Source organism: Roseovarius lutimaris, assembly GCF_900115165.1.
Classification (GTDB): Bacteria; Pseudomonadota; Alphaproteobacteria; order Rhodobacterales; family Rhodobacteraceae; genus Roseovarius; species Roseovarius lutimaris.
The window spans coordinates 187,352-204,523 of sequence record NZ_FOVP01000003.1 but is presented as its reverse complement, the minus strand read 5'-3'; the positions used below and the strand labels follow the sequence as shown (position 1 = coordinate 204,523).

The window sequence follows — 17,172 nt, the reverse complement described above, 5'->3', positions numbered from 1 at the left end:
ATGACCCGCGCTGCGCCATATGATCGTGAGACCGCTCTTGACGCGGCAATGGCGCTGTTTTGGGAGAAAGGCTATCATGCAACCTCGCTCAAGGATCTTGAAGCAAGGTTAAGCATGAAACCCGGCAGCATCTACGCGGCCTTTACCAACAAGGAAACCCTCTATCTTCTGACACTGGAGCGTTATTTTGCTGCGTCCCGCGCGGGGTTTCGCAACCACATGGCGCGCGCGACGTCACCACTGGCCGCCCTCGCCGATCACTTCCGGTCCTATGCGCGGATGCGGCCCGATGACATGGCGCGCCGGGCCTGCATGCTGACGAAAACCCTGGTGGATACGCGCGCCACCGACCCATGCATCGCCGCCGCGTCGCAAGAGTATATGAGCGCGATGCAGAGCGAGTTTGCCGCCGCTTTCACCGCCGCCCGCGATATCGGCGAATTGCCGGACGGAAGTGACCCTGACCGCCTGGCTCGCCGTTTTCAGGCCAATATCACCGCGCTGCGCCTGGCCTTGCATCAAGGCATGGCACCTGCGGACTTCGCCCAGTTGGCCGAGGACATGGCCGAAGAAATCGAAGGCCTGCGCGTGAACCGCGCGTCATAGGGCATGGTGCGAAAAAGTGGGCACCGGGTTTTCGCGTAAAGCATCCGGCAAAACCAATAGCTATAGCGGGAAATCTGAACACCGCCCGACGCAACCCGCCTTTGCCAGCCCCGCATCGCTCCTGTCGTCAGATCATTGAAGCGGTCGTGGTCCGGGCGCGCAATGTGGCATTCGCCTCTATGCTCGCAAAGCCGGGATATATCTTCTTCCGGCGCGTTGATCGAACGGCGTTACACTAAACCAGCTTCAAGTGGCCGTGTTGCACGGATTGGCTCCAACTCGAAACACGACCTGATCAGGGCGTATGCCGACCGGCTGGAATATTGGCAGGATGGCCGGATTGTCGGCAGCCATACTTGGGCCTTCGGATGCGGCAAAACCGTATTCGATCCCCGGCATCATATTCCCGTCCTGTCTCGCAAACCCGGTGCCCAGCGCAACGGGGCGCCGTTCAAGGAATGGGATCTGCCGGTGCCGATCCGCCGTGTCTGGCGCAAACCTGAACGCCAGCCGGGCGGCGACAGGCAGATGGTCGATATCCTGAGTGCCGTGCTGACGTTTCATTACCGACCATGTGTCACACTTCCAGGTCGGTGGCAAAGGAGCGGCTTGACACACCTGCGGCCTTGCGCGCCGTATCCGCCGCCCGAATGGCAGTGTCGATGCCACCGCGCTCTGTCACGCCCGAGAAATTGTCACGCGTGGGCATCGCTGCGGCCACATAAACAAACCGTTCATGCGCCACGTCGTAAAGCCTGCGCAGTTCGGCCAGCGGATCGGGGTGGTCATCGGCGCGCAGGTCGAGCCAAGGATATGCCTCACCCTTATTGATCACCAGCGCGGCGGATTGTGTGCCGCGCTTGTCTCCGCCGGCCGCGGCACCGGCCTCCATTGCGGTCATAAGCCGCTCGGCCAGCGGCAAATGCATATGCGCCTGATAGGCCGCAAGCGTCGCTTGGATCACCGCACCAGCCGCCAACATGTTGCCTGCGACCGATACGCCGGGGGATGAGACATGGCCGCTCCAGTCCACGCAATCCGCGCCGGTATGCTGCCCGATGCGCCCCTCGGCGTCTATCATGTGGATTTGCCGGATCGCCTGCCCGCCGTCGCGCGCGACCAGATCGGCGATCACCACGCCAGGATCCTCGCCCAATGCCAGCCGGTCCGCCGCCTCGATCCCCCAGAGCGGGCTTATAAAGGCCTGGGTGGCCACGGCGCATGCTCCGCCGCGCAGATGCGGCACCAGCATGCCGACGGCGAAGAAACGGCTGGCGACCGCAACGGCAAAATCGCCGGTTTCCGGGTCCTTGGCAACGATGGAATAGGTCATGGTGGTGTCTCCGTCAGCGTCCCGCCGCGTAGGCCTGCATCAGCCGGGGGGTGGCGGCGGCGCGCAATATCCCGCGCGGGTCACGCGATGCAGCGGTCAGCCGCCCCACGGTCCAGGGCTCGGCCACTTCGACGTCATGGCCGCGCGCGCGCAGATCGGCGATAACGCTTTCGCCAAAGTTCGGCTCGACCATCAGATGCCCCGGCTGGGTGCCGCGCGGATAGAACGACGATTGGAAATGCGCGGTGTTGAACAGCGGTGCGTCGATGCCCTCCTGAAGGTTCAGGCCACCATGCACCAGGCGCAGGAAATAGATAAGCTGCCATTGATCCTGTTGATCGCCGCCCGGCGTGCCAAAGGCCAGTTCGGTGCCATCCGGGGCCTGCGCCATCGACGGCGATAGCGTGGTGCGTGGGCGGCGCCCCGGTGCAAGCGACGTCGCCAGCCCCTCCCGGAGCCAGAACATCTGGGCGCGCGAATTGAGCGGCATGCCGAGGCCGGGGATGACCGGCGAGGATTGCAGCCAGCCACCCGACGGTGTGGCCGCCACGCTGTTGCCCCACCGGTCGATCACGTCAATATGCACCGTGTCGCCGCGCTTTTCCGTCAGATGCGCCATCGTGGGCTCCCCCGCGCCAACGCCAGGCCCGGCGACCACATCCATGTTGCCGCGCGCGATTGCCGCCTCGACCCAGCTCTCGTATCCCGGCACGATACCGGGGCGCTGCTCGCGCGAGGCGGTGCCGGAAATGAGCGCGCGCCGGGTGCTGGCATAGCGCTCTGAAAGCAGGGTCTCCATCGGTATTTCGGTATGGTCGGGGTCGCCGTAATAGGCCTCGCGGTCGGCAAACCCTAGCTTCATTGCCTCGGTGACCGTGTGCACGAATTCCGCACCGTTAAGATCCATCGCGGCGATGTCGAGCCCGGACAGCGTCATGAGCGATTGCAGCAGTGTCGGGCCCTGTGTCCAGGCGCCCCCCTTCCACACGTTCCAGCCGTGATATTCGAACGACAGGGGCGCCTCATAACTGGCCCGCCAGCCCGCCATGTCTTCACCGGTCAGCACCCCTTTTCGGCGGCCCCCGGCGGCATCCATCACACAGGCGTCGCGCAGATAGCTGTCGATCCGCTCAGCGATGAAGCCGCTGTAAAACGCATCGCGGGCGGCGTCGATCTGGCTTTCCCGGCTGTCCTTCGCCTCGGCCTCCGCAAGCAGACGGTCCCAGGTGTCGGCGAGATCGGGATTGCAAAAAAGCTCGCCCGCCTTCGGCGCCACGCCCCCCGGCAGCCATGTGGCGAATGAGCTTGGCCATTCCTCCTGAAAGTATGCCCCAAGATCCGCGATGGTCGCCGCCACGCGCGCCAGCATCGGGTGGCCCTCGCGCGCATAGTGAATCGCAGGCTCCAGCACATCGCGGAGCCGCATGCTGCCGTGATCGCGCAACATCAACATCCAGGCCCCGAACGCGCCGGGAATGACGGTGGCAAGCAGACCGGAACCGGGGATCATCTCCAGCCCTTCGGATTTGTAATGCTCGATGGTCGCCGCAGCCGGTGCCGTGCCCTGCCCGCAGATCATGGTGGGTTGATCGGCCCCGGCGGGACGGATCAGCGCGGGCATGTCACCCAGTGGCCCGTTGAGATGCGGCTCCACCACATGCAGGGTGAACCCCATGGCCACGGCGGCATCAAAGGCGTTGCCCCCCTTCTCCAGAATGCTCATCCCGACGGCCGAGGCAATCCAATGGGTCGAGGTGGCGACGCCAAACGTGCCGGTGATTTCGGGGCGGGTCGTAAATGTCATTGGGACAGCCTTTGTGCTTGTGTGTTTATATGTCTCGCGGATCGAGCGCATCGCGCAGCCCGTCCCCCAGAAGATTGAAGCCGAGCACCACCAGGAAGATGCCGATACCCGGCCACATCGCCATCCAGGGCGCCTGTTCGAGGAAATTCTTGGCGGTATTGAGCATCGAGCCCCAGCTTGGCGCGGGCGGTTGCTGCCCGAGGCCGAGAAAGGACAGCGATGCCTCGGCAATGATTGCCGTGGCAATTGTCAGCGTCGCCTGCACCAAGATCGGCGGGAAGATATTGGGCAGGATGTAGCGGGTGATGAGAGGCAGATGCCGCAGGCCGATGGCACGGGCGGATTCGACGTAATCCTCTGTCATCACGCTCATGGTCTGCGCGCGGGCAATGCGAATGAAGACGGGCATGGCCGCAAGGCCGATCGCGATCATCGCATTGCGCAACGACGGGCCGAGAAACGCCGCAAGCGCGATTGCCAGAATAAGGAACGGCGCGGCCAGAAGGGCCTCGGTGAAGCGCGAGATCGCAGCATCGGTCCAGCCGCGTCGATAGCCTGAAATGACCCCCAGAGGCACGCCCAATACCACCGCGATCAGCACCGAGACCACCCCCGCCAGCAAGGAGGCCTGCGCCCCCCAGATCATCCGGCTCAACACATCCCGGCCGATTTCGTCGGTCCCGAAAAGATGCGCCGCCGAGGGGGGCTTGCGGACCGCAAGCCAGTCGGTTTCTGCGGGGCCAGGCACCGGCAGCAGAGGCGCGGCCAGTGCCACAAGCACAAAGAACGCCACCAGAAGCCCGCCAAGTATCGCCGACGGATTGGCGCGCAGTTTGCGCCAGAACCGGCTGCGCGGGCGGGCCATGGACTCGGGGATCGCAGTCATTCGTTCATCCTTGGGTTCAATATGCGATAGGCGGCGTCGGCCAGAATGTTCATCGCGATGAAGGCCACCCCGGTGCACAGCACGATCCCCTGCACAACCGCGTAATCGCGGTTGAATACCGCATCGACGATCAGTTTGCCGAAGCCGGGAATCGTGAAAATCTGCTCGGTCAGCACCGCCCCGGCGAGCAACTCTCCGAAGAGCAGGGTCGTGACGGTGACAATCGGCACCAACGCATTGCGCAGGGCGTGTTTCACCAGCACCTTGTTTTCGGACATCCCCTTGGCCCGCGCGGTGCGCACGTAATCCGACTGCAAGACGCCAAGCATCGCGGAGCGGGTGTGTCGCATCAGCGTCGCCGCGAGCGCGGTGCCCAGCACGAAGGCGGGCATCAACATGGTCTTGAGCGAGAGCCAGAAATCATCGGCGAGCGGGCGATAGCCGGAGGCCGGAAGCCAGCCGAGATTAACCGACACCAGCAGGATCAACATGATCCCCAGCCAGAAATTCGGGATCGACAGGCCGGACAGGGCGACAATGTTCGCCAGCCAATCCACCCATGTGCCTTTCTTGTAGGCTGACAAAACACCTGCGGGAATGCCGATCGTCAATGCGATGATCAACGCCATGACGGCAAGCTGGATGGTCACCGGCAATTTCTCTGCGATGAGATCCAGGACCGGCTGTTGCGTGCGCAGCGAAATCCCCAGGTCGCCCTGCACGGCATTGCCGACCCAGGTTGCGTATTGCACCGGGATCGGATCGTTCAGGCGGTATTTCTCGCGCAGGAACTCGATCACTTCGGGGTTGCGCTCTTCGCCCGCCATGACAAGAACCGGATCGCCGGGCAGCAGTTTCTGCATCCCGAACACGAAAATCGAGATCAGAACAATCGTCGGGATCGCAATCAGAATACGACGCGCCAGAAAGGTCAACATATCAAGGTCTCCGGTTCAGGACAGCGCCCGGCGACGCGATGCCGCCGGGCCGGGTGGATCATTCCGACAGCGACACGTTTTCGAGCCGGATCATGCCATCTGGATAAGGGGTAAAGCCCTGCATTCTGTCAGACAGCGCCCAGATCCATACCGGGTGATAAAGGTACACGATCGGCACATCCTGTTGCAGGATCGCAATAGCCGCATCATAATTGCTTTTGCGCTCGGTCGTGTCGTTGGCGCTGCGCGCGGCGTCCAGCAGGCGATCGACCTCGGGGTTCGAGTATTTGGAATCGTTGATCCCGCCGCTCGTGGTCATGAACTGGTGAATGTTGCCATCGGGATCGACCCGGCCTGACCAGCCGATCTGGCTCGCCGTGTAGACCCCTGCGGACTGATCCGCCAGCAGGGTGGCGAATTCCGTGGCTGCCAGATCGATCTTGATCCCGGCCTCGGCGGCCATTGCTTGCACCACCTGCATGACCTGCGTCTGTACCGGATTGTTGGCGACCTGCACCTCGATGGCGACGCCATCCGGATAGCCGGCCTCGGCCAGCAAGGCCTTGGCGGCCTCTACATCGCGGGCGGGCACGGGGTAGGCATCGTTATACCAGGGCGAGGTTGGCGGGAAAGGCTGGTTGCCGGCGGCGAAAGCCCCCTCGAACACCACCTGATTGATTACCTCGCGATCCACCGCCAGTGAGAGCGCCCGGCGCAGCGCCGCGTTCTCGCCCAACGGATTGGCTGCCCGCTCGCCATTGCCCACGTTGATCGTGATGCCCTGATATCCCAGCGAGGTCGCCTGTTCCAATTGCAGGCTGGCATCCGCCTTGGCCGATGTGACATCCGTCGCTGCCAATCGCTCCAGCATGTCAAGATCGCCTGCGCGCAGGTTGGCCAGACGCACCGTGGTGTCGGGGATCGGCTGGAACACGACCGAGTCAAAGTTGATCGCATCGGCGTTCCAATACGCGTTGAACTTCTCCAACACGATGCGATCCTGTTGGATACGCTCCTTGAATGCGAAGGGGCCTGAACACACCGGATTGAGGCCAAAATCCACACCGGCCGCAGTCGCGGCGGTGGGCGAGACCATCATGCCCGCGCGGTCGGCGAACTGCGCGATCAGGGTGGCATCGGGTGCGCCAAGGGTGAACTTGACCGTCAGATCATCCACCGCCTCGGTCGCCGTGATCGACTTCACCTCGGATTTCCGGCGACTTTCAGGCATGTTCTGGCTGCGGTCGATATTGGCCACCACCGCCTCGGCGTTGAAGGGCGTGCCATCATGGAAGGTCACACCATCGCGCAGTGTCATGGTTAGTTCCAGCCCGTCGTCGGACCAATTCCAGCCCGTGGCCAGTTGCGGCACGATCTCCAGATTTGGCGTGATATCCACGAGCTTGTCGCAGAGCGAGGCATAGACGATACGCCCCACGAATGTCCGGCTTTGGTCGGGGTCCAGAACATCGGGATCTTCCTGCAATCCGATACGCAGATCCTGCGCATGCAGGGATGTGGCCCCGATCCCAAGTGCGAGGGCAACCCCCAGGGTCTTTTTGATACTCATGTTGCAACTCCTCTGTTGGTTTATGGTTCGGTCGTTTCCTTGGCTTTGCGTGCCTGCGCGTCACGATAGAGTGCAAAGCGTGCTTTCGCGGCGGCGGGCCGGTCGGTATCCGCATCCGCCAACCCGGTAAGCGCGAGCGTGTCCGAATGGTGGCAAGCCACCTGGCCCGCCCCGGACCCGGTCAGCCTGGGATGGTCGGTGCGGCAGATCTCGGTGGCATAGCGGCATCGGGTATGAAACCGGCAGCCCGAGGGGGGCGCGATCGGGTTGGGCAAATCCCCTTCGATATGTGCACTCGCGCGCCGTGCGCCGGTGCGGGCGATCGGGATCGCGGCCAGCAGGGCCTCGGTATAGGGGTGGCGCGGACGGGCAAAGAGCGCATCCGCCGTCCCTGTTTCCACGATCTCGCCCAGATACATCACCGCCACGCGGTCCGCCATGTGGCGAATGACGGCCAGATCATGCGCGATGATGACCAGAGTCAGGCCAAATTCTTCCTTCAGATCCTCAAGGATATTCACCACCTGAGCCTGTATCGAGACATCCAGCGCCGATACCGGCTCATCACCGATCACGACTTTGGGCCCCGAGGCGAGCGCGCGGGCGATGCCGATGCGCTGCCGTTGTCCGCCTGAAAACTCATGCGGGTAGCGGTCGGCGTGATCGGGCCGCAACCCGACCCGTGTCAACAATTCGGCCACCCGCGCCTTGCGCTCCTGGCTGGTGCCGATGCCATGCGCGCCAAGCGGTTCCTCAATCAGCGCACCGACGCTCATACGCGGATTGAGCGAGGAAAACGGATCCTGAAAGATGAATTGCAGCTCACGCCGCAACGCGCGCATGGCACCTTCGTCGAGATCGGCGATATTGGTCCCGCCATACCAGACCTCGCCCCCGGTGGGCGCAATCAGCCGCACCAGCAGGCGTGCGAGTGTGGATTTGCCACAGCCGGATTCGCCCACGATGGCAAAGGTCTCGCCTTCCGCGATCTCCAGATCCACGCCATCGACCGCCCGCACCACCTGCGCCGCCCCGAAAAGCGGTTTGGCGGTGACGAACTCGCGCCGCAGGCCATGGGTGCGCAGGATCGGCTTTGGTTCCGTCATGTTCCGGTCTCCTGCCGTGATGCTTCAAGCGGGGCGTTGACGCAGGCCACCCGGTGCCCGCCGCCGAAATCCTCCAGCGGCGGCGGGGTGTCGCAGGCCGACGTGCGAAACGGACAGCGCCCGGCAAACCGGCAGCCCGAGGGCATGTCGTTGGCCTGCGGCACCACGCCCGGAATTGTGACCAGCCGCTCACGGTGCGCGCCAAGCGACGGCATCGAGGACATCAACCCGATTGTGTAGGGGTGTTGCGGATCGTCGAAAATTGCCTCGGTCGGGCCGGATTCAACGATCCGCCCGGCATACATCACCGCCACCTGATCCGCCATTTCGGCGACCACGCCCAGATCATGCGTGATCATAATCATCGCCGCGCCGGTCTCGGCCTGCAAGGTGCGCATCAGGTCAAGAATCTGCGCCTGAATGGTGACATCAAGCGCGGTTGTCGGCTCATCCGCGATCAGCAGAGCCGGATCATTGGCCAGCGCCATGGCGATCATCACCCGCTGTCGCATTCCCCCCGAGAGCTGATACGGATATTCATCGAGTCGTTGGGCTGCTGCCGGAATGCGGACGCGTTCCAGCATTTCGAGCGCGCGGGCACGGGCGGGCTCATATCCCACATGTTTGTGGCGGCGCACCGACTCGGCAATCTGCTCGCCGATCTTCATGGCCGGGTTCAGCGATGACATCGGCTCCTGAAAGATCATCGCCATGCGGTCGCCGCGAATATCGCGCAGCTCGGCGCGTGGCATCGCCAGCAGATCCTGCCCCGCAAAGAGCGCCCGACCGCCAGTGACGGCGAGCGGCGGAGACGCCAGAAGCCCCATCAGCGCCAGTGCGGTAAGGCTCTTGCCGCAGCCGCTTTCGCCGACGATACATAGGGTTTGACCAGCGTGCAGGGTAAAGCTCATATCGTCCACAAGGTTGGCCCGCGCGCCTTGCACGCTGATCCCGAGGCCCTGGACATCAAGGAGCGGCGCGGTCATAGCGCGCCCTCCCGCCGCAACTTTTTCAAGGCACCCGCGAGATGCCTCAGGTGCTGGCGCATCGCCCGGCGCGCTGCCTTGGCATCGCGCGCGGCAATCGCATCGACAATGGCCGTATGTTGCCTGCCATAATGTGCCTGTAGATCCGGTGATCGCGCGCGATCGCGCTCATCCTGCCATTGCTGGTTGCTGCGCACTTCGTCGACCAGCGCGAATGCGGTCAAGAGGATCGGATTGCCCGCCACGCGGGCGATCAAGCGATGCAAGGAGCCATCCCATAGCTCCGCAGCCTCGGCATCGCGCGCATTCAAGGTATGCTCCATCAACCGCCGCATACGCGCGACGTCCTGCGGTGTCGCGCGTTCGGCGCAGAGCGCCGCCAGTTCCGGTTCAACGCAGAGACGCGCCTCCATTACGCTGAGCGGGTCCACCTCGCCACTGATCTGTGCGGCCAGTTGACCAGCCGGATCCGGCGGCTGGCCCACAAATGTGCCTTTGCCCTGCCGTCGCCAGATAAGCCCTTCGGCCTCCAGCGCATCCAGCGCCCGGCGCAACGCCCGGCGCCCGACATTCAGCTTTGCTGCAAGTTCGCGCTCTGTGGGCAGCTTACCCTCGGCATCCAGCCCACCGGCCTCAATGAGTTGGCGCACCTGAGCGAGCACCTTCGAGGCATTCTCGGATTTCTGACAGTCGTCCAGGGACATGATCGGCCTATTCCTGCGATAAACTCATCGGCGTGGTTGAACCAAATGCAAATTGGTACGGAACCAATGTCAGTATTGGTTCGTGTGGCGCACCTGTCAACGATTTTAGATTCATCAATGCCAACATGTTAGCGACGGTGTAAAAGCCTGCTGTAGATATGGCGTTACTCGCGAGACATTTTCTCTAGCCTTCCAAAACTGGAAAGAAGGGGATGTTCGTGAACAAGGCAAACGAGAGTTTCAGCGCAAATTGCGGAGACTGCGAGACGCGAAAAAGTGTTGTGACCACCCACACATATTTGCGCAGAGGCACCATACTCGAATGTGGTTTTAATCCCGGTGGGCTCGCTTGGCGCGAGGGTAAAGGGGTATTATCCTGCCAAGCCTCTTGTGCATGGAGGGTTGAGACAACCAGGCCGAAGATGTCGTTCATCGACGATGAGGATTGCCTTGACGGTATGTCAGTCCAGAACAAAGCTCGGGAGATTCCGCCCCGACAAGCATGACCGTTGAATCAGCGATTGCATGACGGAACGCATCAACCAGAAGAGCGTGCCGCGCCTGCGTACGATTGGCCATCATCATTGGCCCGTCGCCCATAAACCCCGCCACACCATTTTCCATGAATGTCATTGATGCGCCTCATCCTTGTATCGCCTTTCCCGTTTCTACATGCCAAAAGATACCGAATGATTAACCTCTGCCCAAACACGCCCGAGGTCCCCCCATGAGCGACTTTGCCTTGTCCCCCGCGATCCTGCTGAGGGCCTATGCGACCGGCGTTTTCCCGATGTCCGAACATCGCGATGACCCGGAGGTGTTCTGGGTCGACCCACATCATCGTGGGGTGTTGCCGCTAGACGGGTTTCACATTTCACGCTCATTGGCGCGGGTCATGCGACGCGGCGGGTATCGCGCCACGCTTGACCATGACTTTGAGGGTGTATTGCGGGCCTGCGCCGACCGGCCCGACACCTGGATCAACGCCCCTATTCACCGCGCCTATATGGCGCTGCATCATCTGGGAAAGGCCCATTCGCTTGAAATCTGGCAGGAGGATGAGCTGACGGGCGGGGTTTACGGCGTCACCCTGGGCGGCGCGTTCTTTGGCGAGAGCATGTTTTCGCGTCGCACGGACACCTCAAAACTGGCCCTTGCGCATTTGACCGACCATCTTCGCCGCTGTGGATTTACCCTGTTTGACACACAGTTCATCACCCCGCATCTGGCACGATTGGGCGCACGGGAAATCCCGCGCAAAACCTATCATGCGCTGTTGCAAAAGGCCCTTGAACGCGATGTGAAAATCACCGATGTCCCGCTCGAAACTGACCCGCGTCAGATCTTGCAGCGCAACACCCAGATGTCATAGCGCGGATGCTCGAGCGGGTTAAGCGCGGGCGACGAGGCAAGCATCCAGCCGGAAAACAGCTCGCGGCCGCTGGCGGTCTCGCGAATCGTCAAAAAGGCATAGGCATCGCCCGCCGGGTTGCCCTCGGGATAGCGGCATTGCGCCAACTCGACGGTCAGGCGGCCAAATTCGGCCACGTCCCCATTAACCATGTCAAGGTCACTGGCCTGTCCGTTGATCTTGTCGAGCCCGCGCAGGATAGCGCCCGCCCCGGTCGAGGCGACCTCTTGGGCGTTTCCCGGCCCGGCACAAAGCGACAGCATCAGCCCGAGCCAGCCGATTTTCATTTCTCGGCCTCACTGTCAGAGCCGGACACGAATTTCATCAAAAGCGACACAAGGCTGACCGAGCCTTGGGTGAACTCAATTTCATCACCTGCCGCAAAATAAAACGGCGAGCCACCGGGTAGAATTTCGACGAAATTGCCCCCAAGCAGACCTTCCGAAGAAATCGAAACCGCGCTGTCATCGGGCACATTTATGCCATCCAGCACGGTAAAGGCGGCCTTGGCGCGATAGGTGGCAGGATCAAGATCAACGCTGGTCACGCGGCCAACCTTGACACCGGCAAGGCGCACATCGGTGCCCACGCTCACGCCATCGGCGCTGCGGAAACTGGCGCTTAGCTGGTATTCGCTGCCGGTGCGGGTCATGCCGGTGGTCTTGCCCGCATAGGCGAGAAACCCAAGAGCGACGGCCAGAACGACACCGCCGACGAGTATTTCGGTTTTATTCTCAGACATTTACCCAACCTTATTCCGGGGACCAGGCCTCGTAGTCGCGCCGTTCAACCGGGGCCACGCGGCGGATAGACCCGGCAGGCGCATAGGCAAGCGGCGTGCCGGTGAGGTTTTCCTCATGCGGCTTTTCCCAGGCTTTATGCGGCAAGGGCTTTTCGGTCGGCGGCTCTTTATAGGTATGGTGAAGCCAGCCATGCCAATCGGGATCAACCCGCGTGGCCTCGGACTCGCCATTGAAAATCACCCAACGGCGTTTGCCATCACGGGTGCGGTAAAAGACATTGCCCTGCGCATCCTCGCCCACCTTGACGCCCTTGCGCCATGTGTAAAGCTGCGTGTTGAGCGTCTGCCCGTTCCACCATGTGACCGTACGCAACAGCGTCGTCAAAATGCCCATCCAAACCTCCGACAAATGCTGTTCCTGATATGGCGGATTTGACGGCAAAGGTCCAGTGCTGCATTGCCGTCTTCGGTGATAGACGCCGATGCTGACCGAGCGCCCGGAATTTTCGCCGACAATTCTTACCGCGCCCAGCAAAAAGGCCTGCGGTTTACCACAGGCCTTGGTTTGTCCGGGTGGGCGCGTCGGGATTACCCCGCGCTCGCACCTTCTTTTTTACCTTTGGTCTCGGCATAGATAATCAAAGGCGCCGCATCTGAATTGACGGCCTCTTCGTTCACCACCACCTCTTCGACATTTTCCATGCTGGGCAATTCGAACATCGTATCAAGCAGGATATCTTCGAGGATCGAGCGCAGGCCGCGCGCGCCGGTTTTGCGCAGAATTGCCCGCTTGGCGATGGCGCTCAGCGCATCATCGGTAAAGGAAAGCTTGGCATCTTCCAACTCGAAAAGCCGCTGATACTGTTTGACCAGCGCGTTTTTTGGCTGGGTCAGAATGGTGACAAGCGCGTCCTCATCAAGATCCTCAAGCGTTGCAATCACCGGCAAACGACCGACAAATTCCGGGATCAGACCGAATTTCAAAAGATCTTCCGGTTCCAGATCGGTGAAAATCTCGCCGACGCCGCGCTCGTCATTGTCGCGCACATCCGCGCCAAAGCCCATCGCAGACCCTTTGCCGCGCTGTGCAATGATCTTGTCAAGCCCCGCAAAAGCCCCGCCACAGATGAACAGGATGTTGGTGGTATCCACTTGCAGGAATTCCTGTTGGGGATGCTTGCGCCCGCCTTGCGGCGGCACCGCAGCAACGGTGCCTTCCATCAGCTTCAAAAGCGCCTGCTGAACCCCTTCGCCCGACACATCGCGGGTGATCGAGGGATTCTCGGATTTGCGGGTAATCTTGTCGACTTCGTCAATATAGACGATGCCGCGCTGTGCGCGCTCGACATTGTATTCGCTCGACTGCAACAGCTTGAGAATGATGTTTTCCACATCCTCGCCCACATAGCCCGCCTCGGTAAGCGTGGTGGCGTCGGCCATTGTAAAGGGCACATCAAGAATGCGCGCAAGTGTCTGTGCCAAAAGCGTTTTACCACAACCCGTCGGTCCAATCAGCAGGATGTTGGATTTCGACAGTTCGATATCGCTCTTGCCGGAATTGTTCAGGCGCTTGTAGTGGTTGTGAACCGCAACCGACAGCACGCGCTTGGCGGTGGCCTGCCCGATCACGTAATCGTCCAGCACCTTGGAAATGTCGCGCGGTGCAGGCACGCCCTCGCTTGATTTCAAACCCGCGCTCTTGGTTTCCTCGCGGATGATATCCATGCACAATTCGACACATTCATCACAGATGAATACCGTCGGACCGGCAATGAGCTTGCGCACCTCGTGCTGGCTCTTGCCGCAAAAGCTGCAATAGAGGGTGTTTTTGCTGTCGCCGCCTGAATTATTCGCCATAACGTACCTTTCGGGCGCTGCGCCGCCGTCTGTCTTTTGGCCATTTCTGACCGGGTGTTCGTGTGTTTCGCCCGCCAGCTTAAGTCAGGCGGAAAAGCACCACAATCGCAAAAACGCCCGCCCCACCACGGGGGCGGGTTTATGCATTACTTCGCCTCGTCATCGCCTCTGGCGCGATTCTCGACAATCTCGTCGATAAGACCCCAGGCCTTGGCATCTTCGGGCGACATGAAGTTATCGCGCTCAAGCGCCTCTTCGACCTTTTTCAGGGTCTTTCCGGTATGCTTCACATAGATCTCGTTCAGCCGCTTCTTGAGCTTCAGCGTCTCTTCGGCGTGGATCATGATATCCGTCGCCTGGCCCTGATAGCCGCCCGAAGGCTGGTGCACCATGATCCGGCTATTGGGCAGCGAAAACCGCATCCCCGGCTCGCCTGCCGTCAGCAAGAGACTGCCCATGCTGGCCGCCTGACCGACAACAAGTGTGCTGATCTTGGGGCGGATATACTGCATCGTGTCATAAATCGACAGGCCGCTGGTGACCACACCACCGGGGCTGTTGATATACATGCTGATTTCCTTGCTCGGGTTTTCCGCCTCAAGATGCAGAAGCTGCGCCACGATCAGGCTCGACATGCCGTCATGCACCGGACCGGACAAAAAGATGATCCGCTCCTTCAGAAGACGTGAAAAAATGTCATAGGCCCGCTCGCCCCGGCTGGTCTGTTCAACCACCATCGGCACGAGGGTATTCATGTAGGTTTCCATTGGGTCTTTCATCGTCGCCCGCCTGCTCTTTTGTCCGATCAACTGCGATCGGACCTTGTCAATTTACCCGATCTCTATCGGCCAGTTCCTAAGGGAGTCTTAGTGTTGCGCCCACGGGCCTGCAAGGGTATCGCATGATTTTGTAGCAGGCGATTGCCCCACCTGGCGGTTTGCGCGCCACACATCATCACATTTTCGCGCGTTCGCCCGCCAAGTTTTGCAGAACCGCACGAAACACTCTAAACATTGCAGCAATATTATTACGAAAGTCCTAAAATGCCCCTGCCCGTCCTTGATGACACGCATGATCCGGCCGAGATGGACCGCATGCTCGAAAACGCGACCTCGGCCGCGAATTTTCTCAAGGCGATCAGCCATGAGGGCAGATTGCTGATTCTGTGCCATCTGGTGTCGGGCGAAAAATCGGTGACTGAGTTGGAAACCCTGCTCTCTGCGCGTCAGGCGGCGGTGTCGCAACAACTGTCGCGGCTTCGCCTTGAGGGGCTGGTCACGACCCGGCGGGACGGCAAGGCGATTTTCTATAGCCTCGCAGACGACCGCCCCCGTAAAATTCTGGAAGTGGTCTATGATCTGTTTTGCGCCCCCACCGAGGGCGGCGCAAAACCTTAGGTCGCCCCTCGGTGGCCTGCCAGCTTTAGGCCGCCTCGACCTCACCCTTGCACGGCAGGCTGCGCGTCTCCCAAATGTGATCGGTGAATTGACGTAGGGCCCAAAGCCCGGCACCGCTCGCGCGGCGGGCGGGACCGCCCGACAAGCGCCCCCGGTCCGCAGAGATTACAGCTTTTCCTGGGTGTATTTGCGCAATTCGACCCGTGCCACCTGTCGGCGATGCACCGCATCCGGGCCATCCGCCAGACGCAGCGTGCGCACATGGGTCCACATCGCGCCAAGCGGCACGTCCTGCGAAATGCCCTGCGCGCCAAAAAGCTGCACCGCCTCGTCGATCACCCTGAGGGCGACACGCGGCGCCACCACCTTGATCTGGCTGATCCAGGGCGCAGCCGCGCGCGGATCGCCCTGATCCATCATCCAGGCCGCCTTGAGGCAGAGCAAGCGCGCCTGTTCGATCTCCATCCGGCATTCGGCGATGATGTCGTAATTCGCCCCGAGCTGCGCGATCTTCTTGCCAAAAGCCTCGCGCGCCAGGGACCGGCGGCACATCATTTCAAGCGCGGCTTCGGCCTGACCAATCGCGCGCATGCAATGGTGAATCCGTCCCGGCCCAAGCCGCCCCTGCGCGATCTCAAAGCCGCGCCCTTCGCCCAGCAACATGTTTTCGGCCGGCACCCGCACATCGGTAAAGCGAAAATGCATATGGCCATGCGGGGCATCGTCATGGCCGTAAACCTCCATCGGGCGCAGCTTTTCGATCCCCGGCGTATCGCCCGAGACCACGATCATCGAATGGCGCTGATGCTTGGGTATGTCATCGCCGCCGGTCTTGACCATGACGATATAGACCTTGCAGCGCGGATCGCCCGCCCCCGTGGCCCACCATTTCTCGCCGTTCAGCACATAGTCATCACCATCGCGCACGCAGGACATCGCGATATTGGTCGCATCCGAACTTGCCACGCCCGGCTCTGTCATGAGGTAGGCACTTCGAATCTCGCCCTCAAGCAGCGGCGCAAGCCAGCGGGTTTTCATCGCCTCGCTGCCATAGCGCTCGAAGACCTCCATATTGCCGGTATCGGGCGCATTACAGTTGAACACCTCGGCCCCCATCGGGGTCTTGCCCATTTCCTCGGCGAAAAACGCGTATTCCACCGTGCTGAGCCCAAAGCCGCGCGCACTATCCGTGAGCCAGAAATTCCACAGCCCCTCGGCCTTGGCCCGCGCCTTGAGGCCCTCAAGGATTTCGGCCTGTCGCGGGGTGTATTCCCAGCGATCGCCTTTGCCGATCTCGGCGTGATACTCGGCCTCAAGCGGCATGATTTCGTCACGCACCATCGCCGCAACCCGGTCCAACAGCGCCCGCATCTGCGGCCGCATTCCCAATGTCATTTCCATTGCTCGTCCTCTTCCTGTCTTATCCGCCAGAGCGGGTTTGGCCCCGAAATCAACTCTTGCGCGACCTTTGATCACAGCAATGCAATCCAGACCCGTCGCCATCGGCCATATGTCAAAACCTGACCTTTCAGCGTCCGCATTTACGCCACAAAAGCCACGTTTATTGACGTTACGGCAATGCCTTGGGCTCTCATTTGACAGTAAGAGGCACGCCACAACAAGTGTGTAGTAGCTTAAAAGGTATCAGGATTTAATTGTCCGTTTTCAATCAGTCTGGTGGTCGCCTCGGGGCGGCCACCTTTTTCATCTCGGCACAGGTCCGACAATCCATCACAGATCGCGCCAAGCGCAGCCCTGGCCTGGAAGTCAGCCATGTGATTTCCTTTCTTCGTGATTGCAGGTCGCCTTTAAGGATTTGATTTTCCGCGCTC

At 61.2% G+C, this 17,172-nt stretch carries 19 protein-coding genes and 1 pseudogene; 4 read left to right on the top strand and 16 right to left on the bottom strand.

Going from position 1 to position 17,172, the window contains the following annotated elements; translation table 11 throughout:
• Both BMZ91_RS04020 and BMZ91_RS21735 read left to right on the top strand, forming a co-directional pair.
• Complete coding sequence (locus tag BMZ91_RS04020; protein ID WP_092834996.1) at positions 1-606, top strand: TetR/AcrR family transcriptional regulator; 606 nt, start codon at positions 1-3, stop codon at positions 604-606.
• Positions 607-900: 294 nt separating this feature from the next.
• Positions 901-1,158: pseudogene (locus BMZ91_RS21735) on the top strand (IS21 family transposase); the annotation flags it as partial.
• Between the two features lie 25 nt (positions 1,159-1,183).
• On the opposite strand, the gene BMZ91_RS04010 reads toward BMZ91_RS21735, so the two are convergent.
• The 9 genes from BMZ91_RS04010 to BMZ91_RS21045 form a co-directional block, all read right to left on the bottom strand.
• The gene (locus BMZ91_RS04010; protein ID WP_092834994.1) at positions 1,184-1,939 is read right to left on the bottom strand and encodes a DUF1028 domain-containing protein; all 756 of its coding nucleotides are present in this window, start codon (positions 1,937-1,939) and stop codon (positions 1,184-1,186) included.
• A 13-nt stretch (positions 1,940-1,952) separates the two neighbouring features.
• Positions 1,953-3,743 carry a gamma-glutamyltransferase family protein gene (locus tag BMZ91_RS04005; protein WP_092834992.1) on the bottom strand — a complete coding sequence of 597 codons (1,791 nt, stop codon included), beginning with the start codon at positions 3,741-3,743 and terminating at the stop codon, positions 1,953-1,955.
• Positions 3,744-3,768: 25 nt separating this feature from the next.
• Entirely contained in the window at positions 3,769-4,629 is an 861-nt protein-coding gene (locus tag BMZ91_RS04000) for an ABC transporter permease (RefSeq protein ID WP_092834990.1), read from the bottom strand.
• Positions 4,626-5,567, bottom strand: coding sequence for an ABC transporter permease (locus BMZ91_RS03995; RefSeq protein WP_092834988.1), 942 nt, complete (start codon positions 5,565-5,567; stop codon positions 4,626-4,628). The genes BMZ91_RS04000 and BMZ91_RS03995 overlap by 4 nt, the downstream gene beginning before the upstream one ends.
• Positions 5,568-5,625: 58 nt before the next feature.
• A complete protein-coding gene (locus BMZ91_RS03990) occupies positions 5,626-7,137 on the bottom strand; it encodes an ABC transporter substrate-binding protein (protein WP_092834986.1) in 1,512 nt (503 codons plus the stop codon).
• Between the two features lie 20 nt (positions 7,138-7,157).
• The gene (locus tag BMZ91_RS03985) at positions 7,158-8,243 is read right to left on the bottom strand and encodes an ABC transporter ATP-binding protein (protein WP_092834984.1); all 1,086 of its coding nucleotides are present in this window, start codon (positions 8,241-8,243) and stop codon (positions 7,158-7,160) included.
• Positions 8,240-9,229: an ABC transporter ATP-binding protein gene (locus tag BMZ91_RS03980; protein WP_092834982.1), complete on the bottom strand. Its 990-nt coding sequence runs from the start codon at positions 9,227-9,229 to the stop codon at positions 8,240-8,242. The genes BMZ91_RS03985 and BMZ91_RS03980 overlap by 4 nt, the downstream gene beginning before the upstream one ends.
• Complete coding sequence (locus BMZ91_RS03975; protein WP_092834980.1) at positions 9,226-9,933, bottom strand: FadR/GntR family transcriptional regulator; 708 nt, start codon at positions 9,931-9,933, stop codon at positions 9,226-9,228. Before BMZ91_RS03975 ends, BMZ91_RS03980 begins: the two co-directional genes overlap by 4 nt.
• A 429-nt stretch (positions 9,934-10,362) precedes the next feature.
• Complete coding sequence (locus tag BMZ91_RS21045) at positions 10,363-10,566, bottom strand: hypothetical protein (RefSeq protein WP_245736199.1); 204 nt, start codon at positions 10,564-10,566, stop codon at positions 10,363-10,365.
• 94 nt (positions 10,567-10,660) lie between these two features.
• Here BMZ91_RS21045 and aat point away from each other — a divergent pair, with 94 nt between their 5' ends.
• Positions 10,661-11,305 (top strand): leucyl/phenylalanyl-tRNA--protein transferase, encoded by a 645-nt coding sequence (gene aat / locus BMZ91_RS03970; RefSeq protein WP_092834978.1) that lies wholly within the window; start codon positions 10,661-10,663, stop codon positions 11,303-11,305.
• On the opposite strand, the gene BMZ91_RS03965 is transcribed toward aat, so the two are convergent.
• From BMZ91_RS03965 to BMZ91_RS03945, 5 genes are all read right to left on the bottom strand, one after another.
• Complete coding sequence (locus BMZ91_RS03965) at positions 11,272-11,631, bottom strand: DUF2155 domain-containing protein (protein WP_092834976.1); 360 nt, start codon at positions 11,629-11,631, stop codon at positions 11,272-11,274. The two genes, aat and BMZ91_RS03965, sit on opposite strands and share 34 nt — an antisense overlap.
• The gene (gene mlaD, locus BMZ91_RS03960) at positions 11,628-12,086 is read right to left on the bottom strand and encodes an outer membrane lipid asymmetry maintenance protein MlaD (RefSeq protein ID WP_092834974.1); all 459 of its coding nucleotides are present in this window, start codon (positions 12,084-12,086) and stop codon (positions 11,628-11,630) included. The genes BMZ91_RS03965 and mlaD overlap by 4 nt, the downstream gene beginning before the upstream one ends.
• 10 nt (positions 12,087-12,096) lie before the next feature.
• On the bottom strand, positions 12,097-12,480 hold the full coding sequence (locus tag BMZ91_RS03955) for an NADH:ubiquinone oxidoreductase subunit NDUFA12 (RefSeq protein WP_092834972.1): 384 nt from the start codon (positions 12,478-12,480) through the stop codon (positions 12,097-12,099).
• A gap of 194 nt (positions 12,481-12,674) precedes the next feature.
• Positions 12,675-13,943: an ATP-dependent Clp protease ATP-binding subunit ClpX gene (clpX, locus tag BMZ91_RS03950; RefSeq protein WP_092834970.1), complete on the bottom strand. Its 1,269-nt coding sequence runs from the start codon at positions 13,941-13,943 to the stop codon at positions 12,675-12,677.
• Between the two features lie 146 nt (positions 13,944-14,089).
• Complete coding sequence (locus BMZ91_RS03945; RefSeq protein ID WP_092834968.1) at positions 14,090-14,722, bottom strand: ATP-dependent Clp protease proteolytic subunit; 633 nt, start codon at positions 14,720-14,722, stop codon at positions 14,090-14,092.
• Positions 14,723-14,986: 264 nt separating this feature from the next.
• Between BMZ91_RS03945 and BMZ91_RS03940 the strand changes: the two genes are divergently transcribed.
• Positions 14,987-15,340 carry an ArsR/SmtB family transcription factor gene (locus BMZ91_RS03940; RefSeq protein ID WP_092834966.1) on the top strand — a complete coding sequence of 118 codons (354 nt, stop codon included), beginning with the start codon at positions 14,987-14,989 and terminating at the stop codon, positions 15,338-15,340.
• A 165-nt stretch (positions 15,341-15,505) separates the two neighbouring features.
• Here the strand turns inward: BMZ91_RS03940 and BMZ91_RS03935 are convergent, their stop codons facing one another.
• Together BMZ91_RS03935 and BMZ91_RS21360 are read right to left on the bottom strand one after the other, a co-directional pair.
• Positions 15,506-16,741 carry an acyl-CoA dehydrogenase family protein gene (locus BMZ91_RS03935; RefSeq protein ID WP_092834964.1) on the bottom strand — a complete coding sequence of 412 codons (1,236 nt, stop codon included), beginning with the start codon at positions 16,739-16,741 and terminating at the stop codon, positions 15,506-15,508.
• A gap of 233 nt (positions 16,742-16,974) precedes the next feature.
• On the bottom strand, positions 16,975-17,115 hold the full coding sequence (locus BMZ91_RS21360) for a hypothetical protein (protein ID WP_177193778.1): 141 nt from the start codon (positions 17,113-17,115) through the stop codon (positions 16,975-16,977).
• Between the last annotated feature and the right edge of the window lie 57 nt (positions 17,116-17,172).

Excerpts from the sequence above, each read along its gene's own strand:
- BMZ91_RS04000 (WP_092834990.1), bottom strand. The coding sequence starts at position 4,629 with ATGACTGCGATCCCCGAGTCCATGGCCCGCCCGCGCAGCCGGTTCTGG.
- BMZ91_RS03945 (WP_092834968.1), bottom strand. The coding sequence starts at position 14,722 with ATGAAAGACCCAATGGAAACCTACATGAATACCCTCGTGCCGATGGTG.
- BMZ91_RS03940 (WP_092834966.1), top strand. The coding sequence starts at position 14,987 with ATGCCCCTGCCCGTCCTTGATGACACGCATGATCCGGCCGAGATGGAC.
- BMZ91_RS04010 (WP_092834994.1), bottom strand. The coding sequence starts at position 1,939 with ATGACCTATTCCATCGTTGCCAAGGACCCGGAAACCGGCGATTTTGCC.
- BMZ91_RS03975 (WP_092834980.1), bottom strand. The coding sequence starts at position 9,933 with ATGTCCCTGGACGACTGTCAGAAATCCGAGAATGCCTCGAAGGTGCTC.
- BMZ91_RS21360 (WP_177193778.1), bottom strand. The coding sequence starts at position 17,115 with ATGGCTGACTTCCAGGCCAGGGCTGCGCTTGGCGCGATCTGTGATGGA.
- BMZ91_RS03985 (WP_092834984.1), bottom strand. The coding sequence starts at position 8,243 with ATGACGGAACCAAAGCCGATCCTGCGCACCCATGGCCTGCGGCGCGAG.
- aat (WP_092834978.1), top strand. The coding sequence starts at position 10,661 with ATGAGCGACTTTGCCTTGTCCCCCGCGATCCTGCTGAGGGCCTATGCG.
- BMZ91_RS03990 (WP_092834986.1), bottom strand. The coding sequence starts at position 7,137 with ATGAGTATCAAAAAGACCCTGGGGGTTGCCCTCGCACTTGGGATCGGG.
- BMZ91_RS03935 (WP_092834964.1), bottom strand. The coding sequence starts at position 16,741 with ATGGAAATGACATTGGGAATGCGGCCGCAGATGCGGGCGCTGTTGGAC.
- BMZ91_RS03965 (WP_092834976.1), bottom strand. The coding sequence starts at position 11,631 with ATGAAAATCGGCTGGCTCGGGCTGATGCTGTCGCTTTGTGCCGGGCCG.
- BMZ91_RS04005 (WP_092834992.1), bottom strand. The coding sequence starts at position 3,743 with ATGACATTTACGACCCGCCCCGAAATCACCGGCACGTTTGGCGTCGCC.
- BMZ91_RS03955 (WP_092834972.1), bottom strand. The coding sequence starts at position 12,480 with ATGGGCATTTTGACGACGCTGTTGCGTACGGTCACATGGTGGAACGGG.
- mlaD (WP_092834974.1), bottom strand. The coding sequence starts at position 12,086 with ATGTCTGAGAATAAAACCGAAATACTCGTCGGCGGTGTCGTTCTGGCC.
- BMZ91_RS03995 (WP_092834988.1), bottom strand. The coding sequence starts at position 5,567 with ATGTTGACCTTTCTGGCGCGTCGTATTCTGATTGCGATCCCGACGATT.
- BMZ91_RS21045 (WP_245736199.1), bottom strand. The coding sequence starts at position 10,566 with ATGACATTCATGGAAAATGGTGTGGCGGGGTTTATGGGCGACGGGCCA.
- clpX (WP_092834970.1), bottom strand. The coding sequence starts at position 13,943 with ATGGCGAATAATTCAGGCGGCGACAGCAAAAACACCCTCTATTGCAGC.
- BMZ91_RS04020 (WP_092834996.1), top strand. The coding sequence starts at position 1 with ATGACCCGCGCTGCGCCATATGATCGTGAGACCGCTCTTGACGCGGCA.
- BMZ91_RS03980 (WP_092834982.1), bottom strand. The coding sequence starts at position 9,229 with ATGACCGCGCCGCTCCTTGATGTCCAGGGCCTCGGGATCAGCGTGCAA.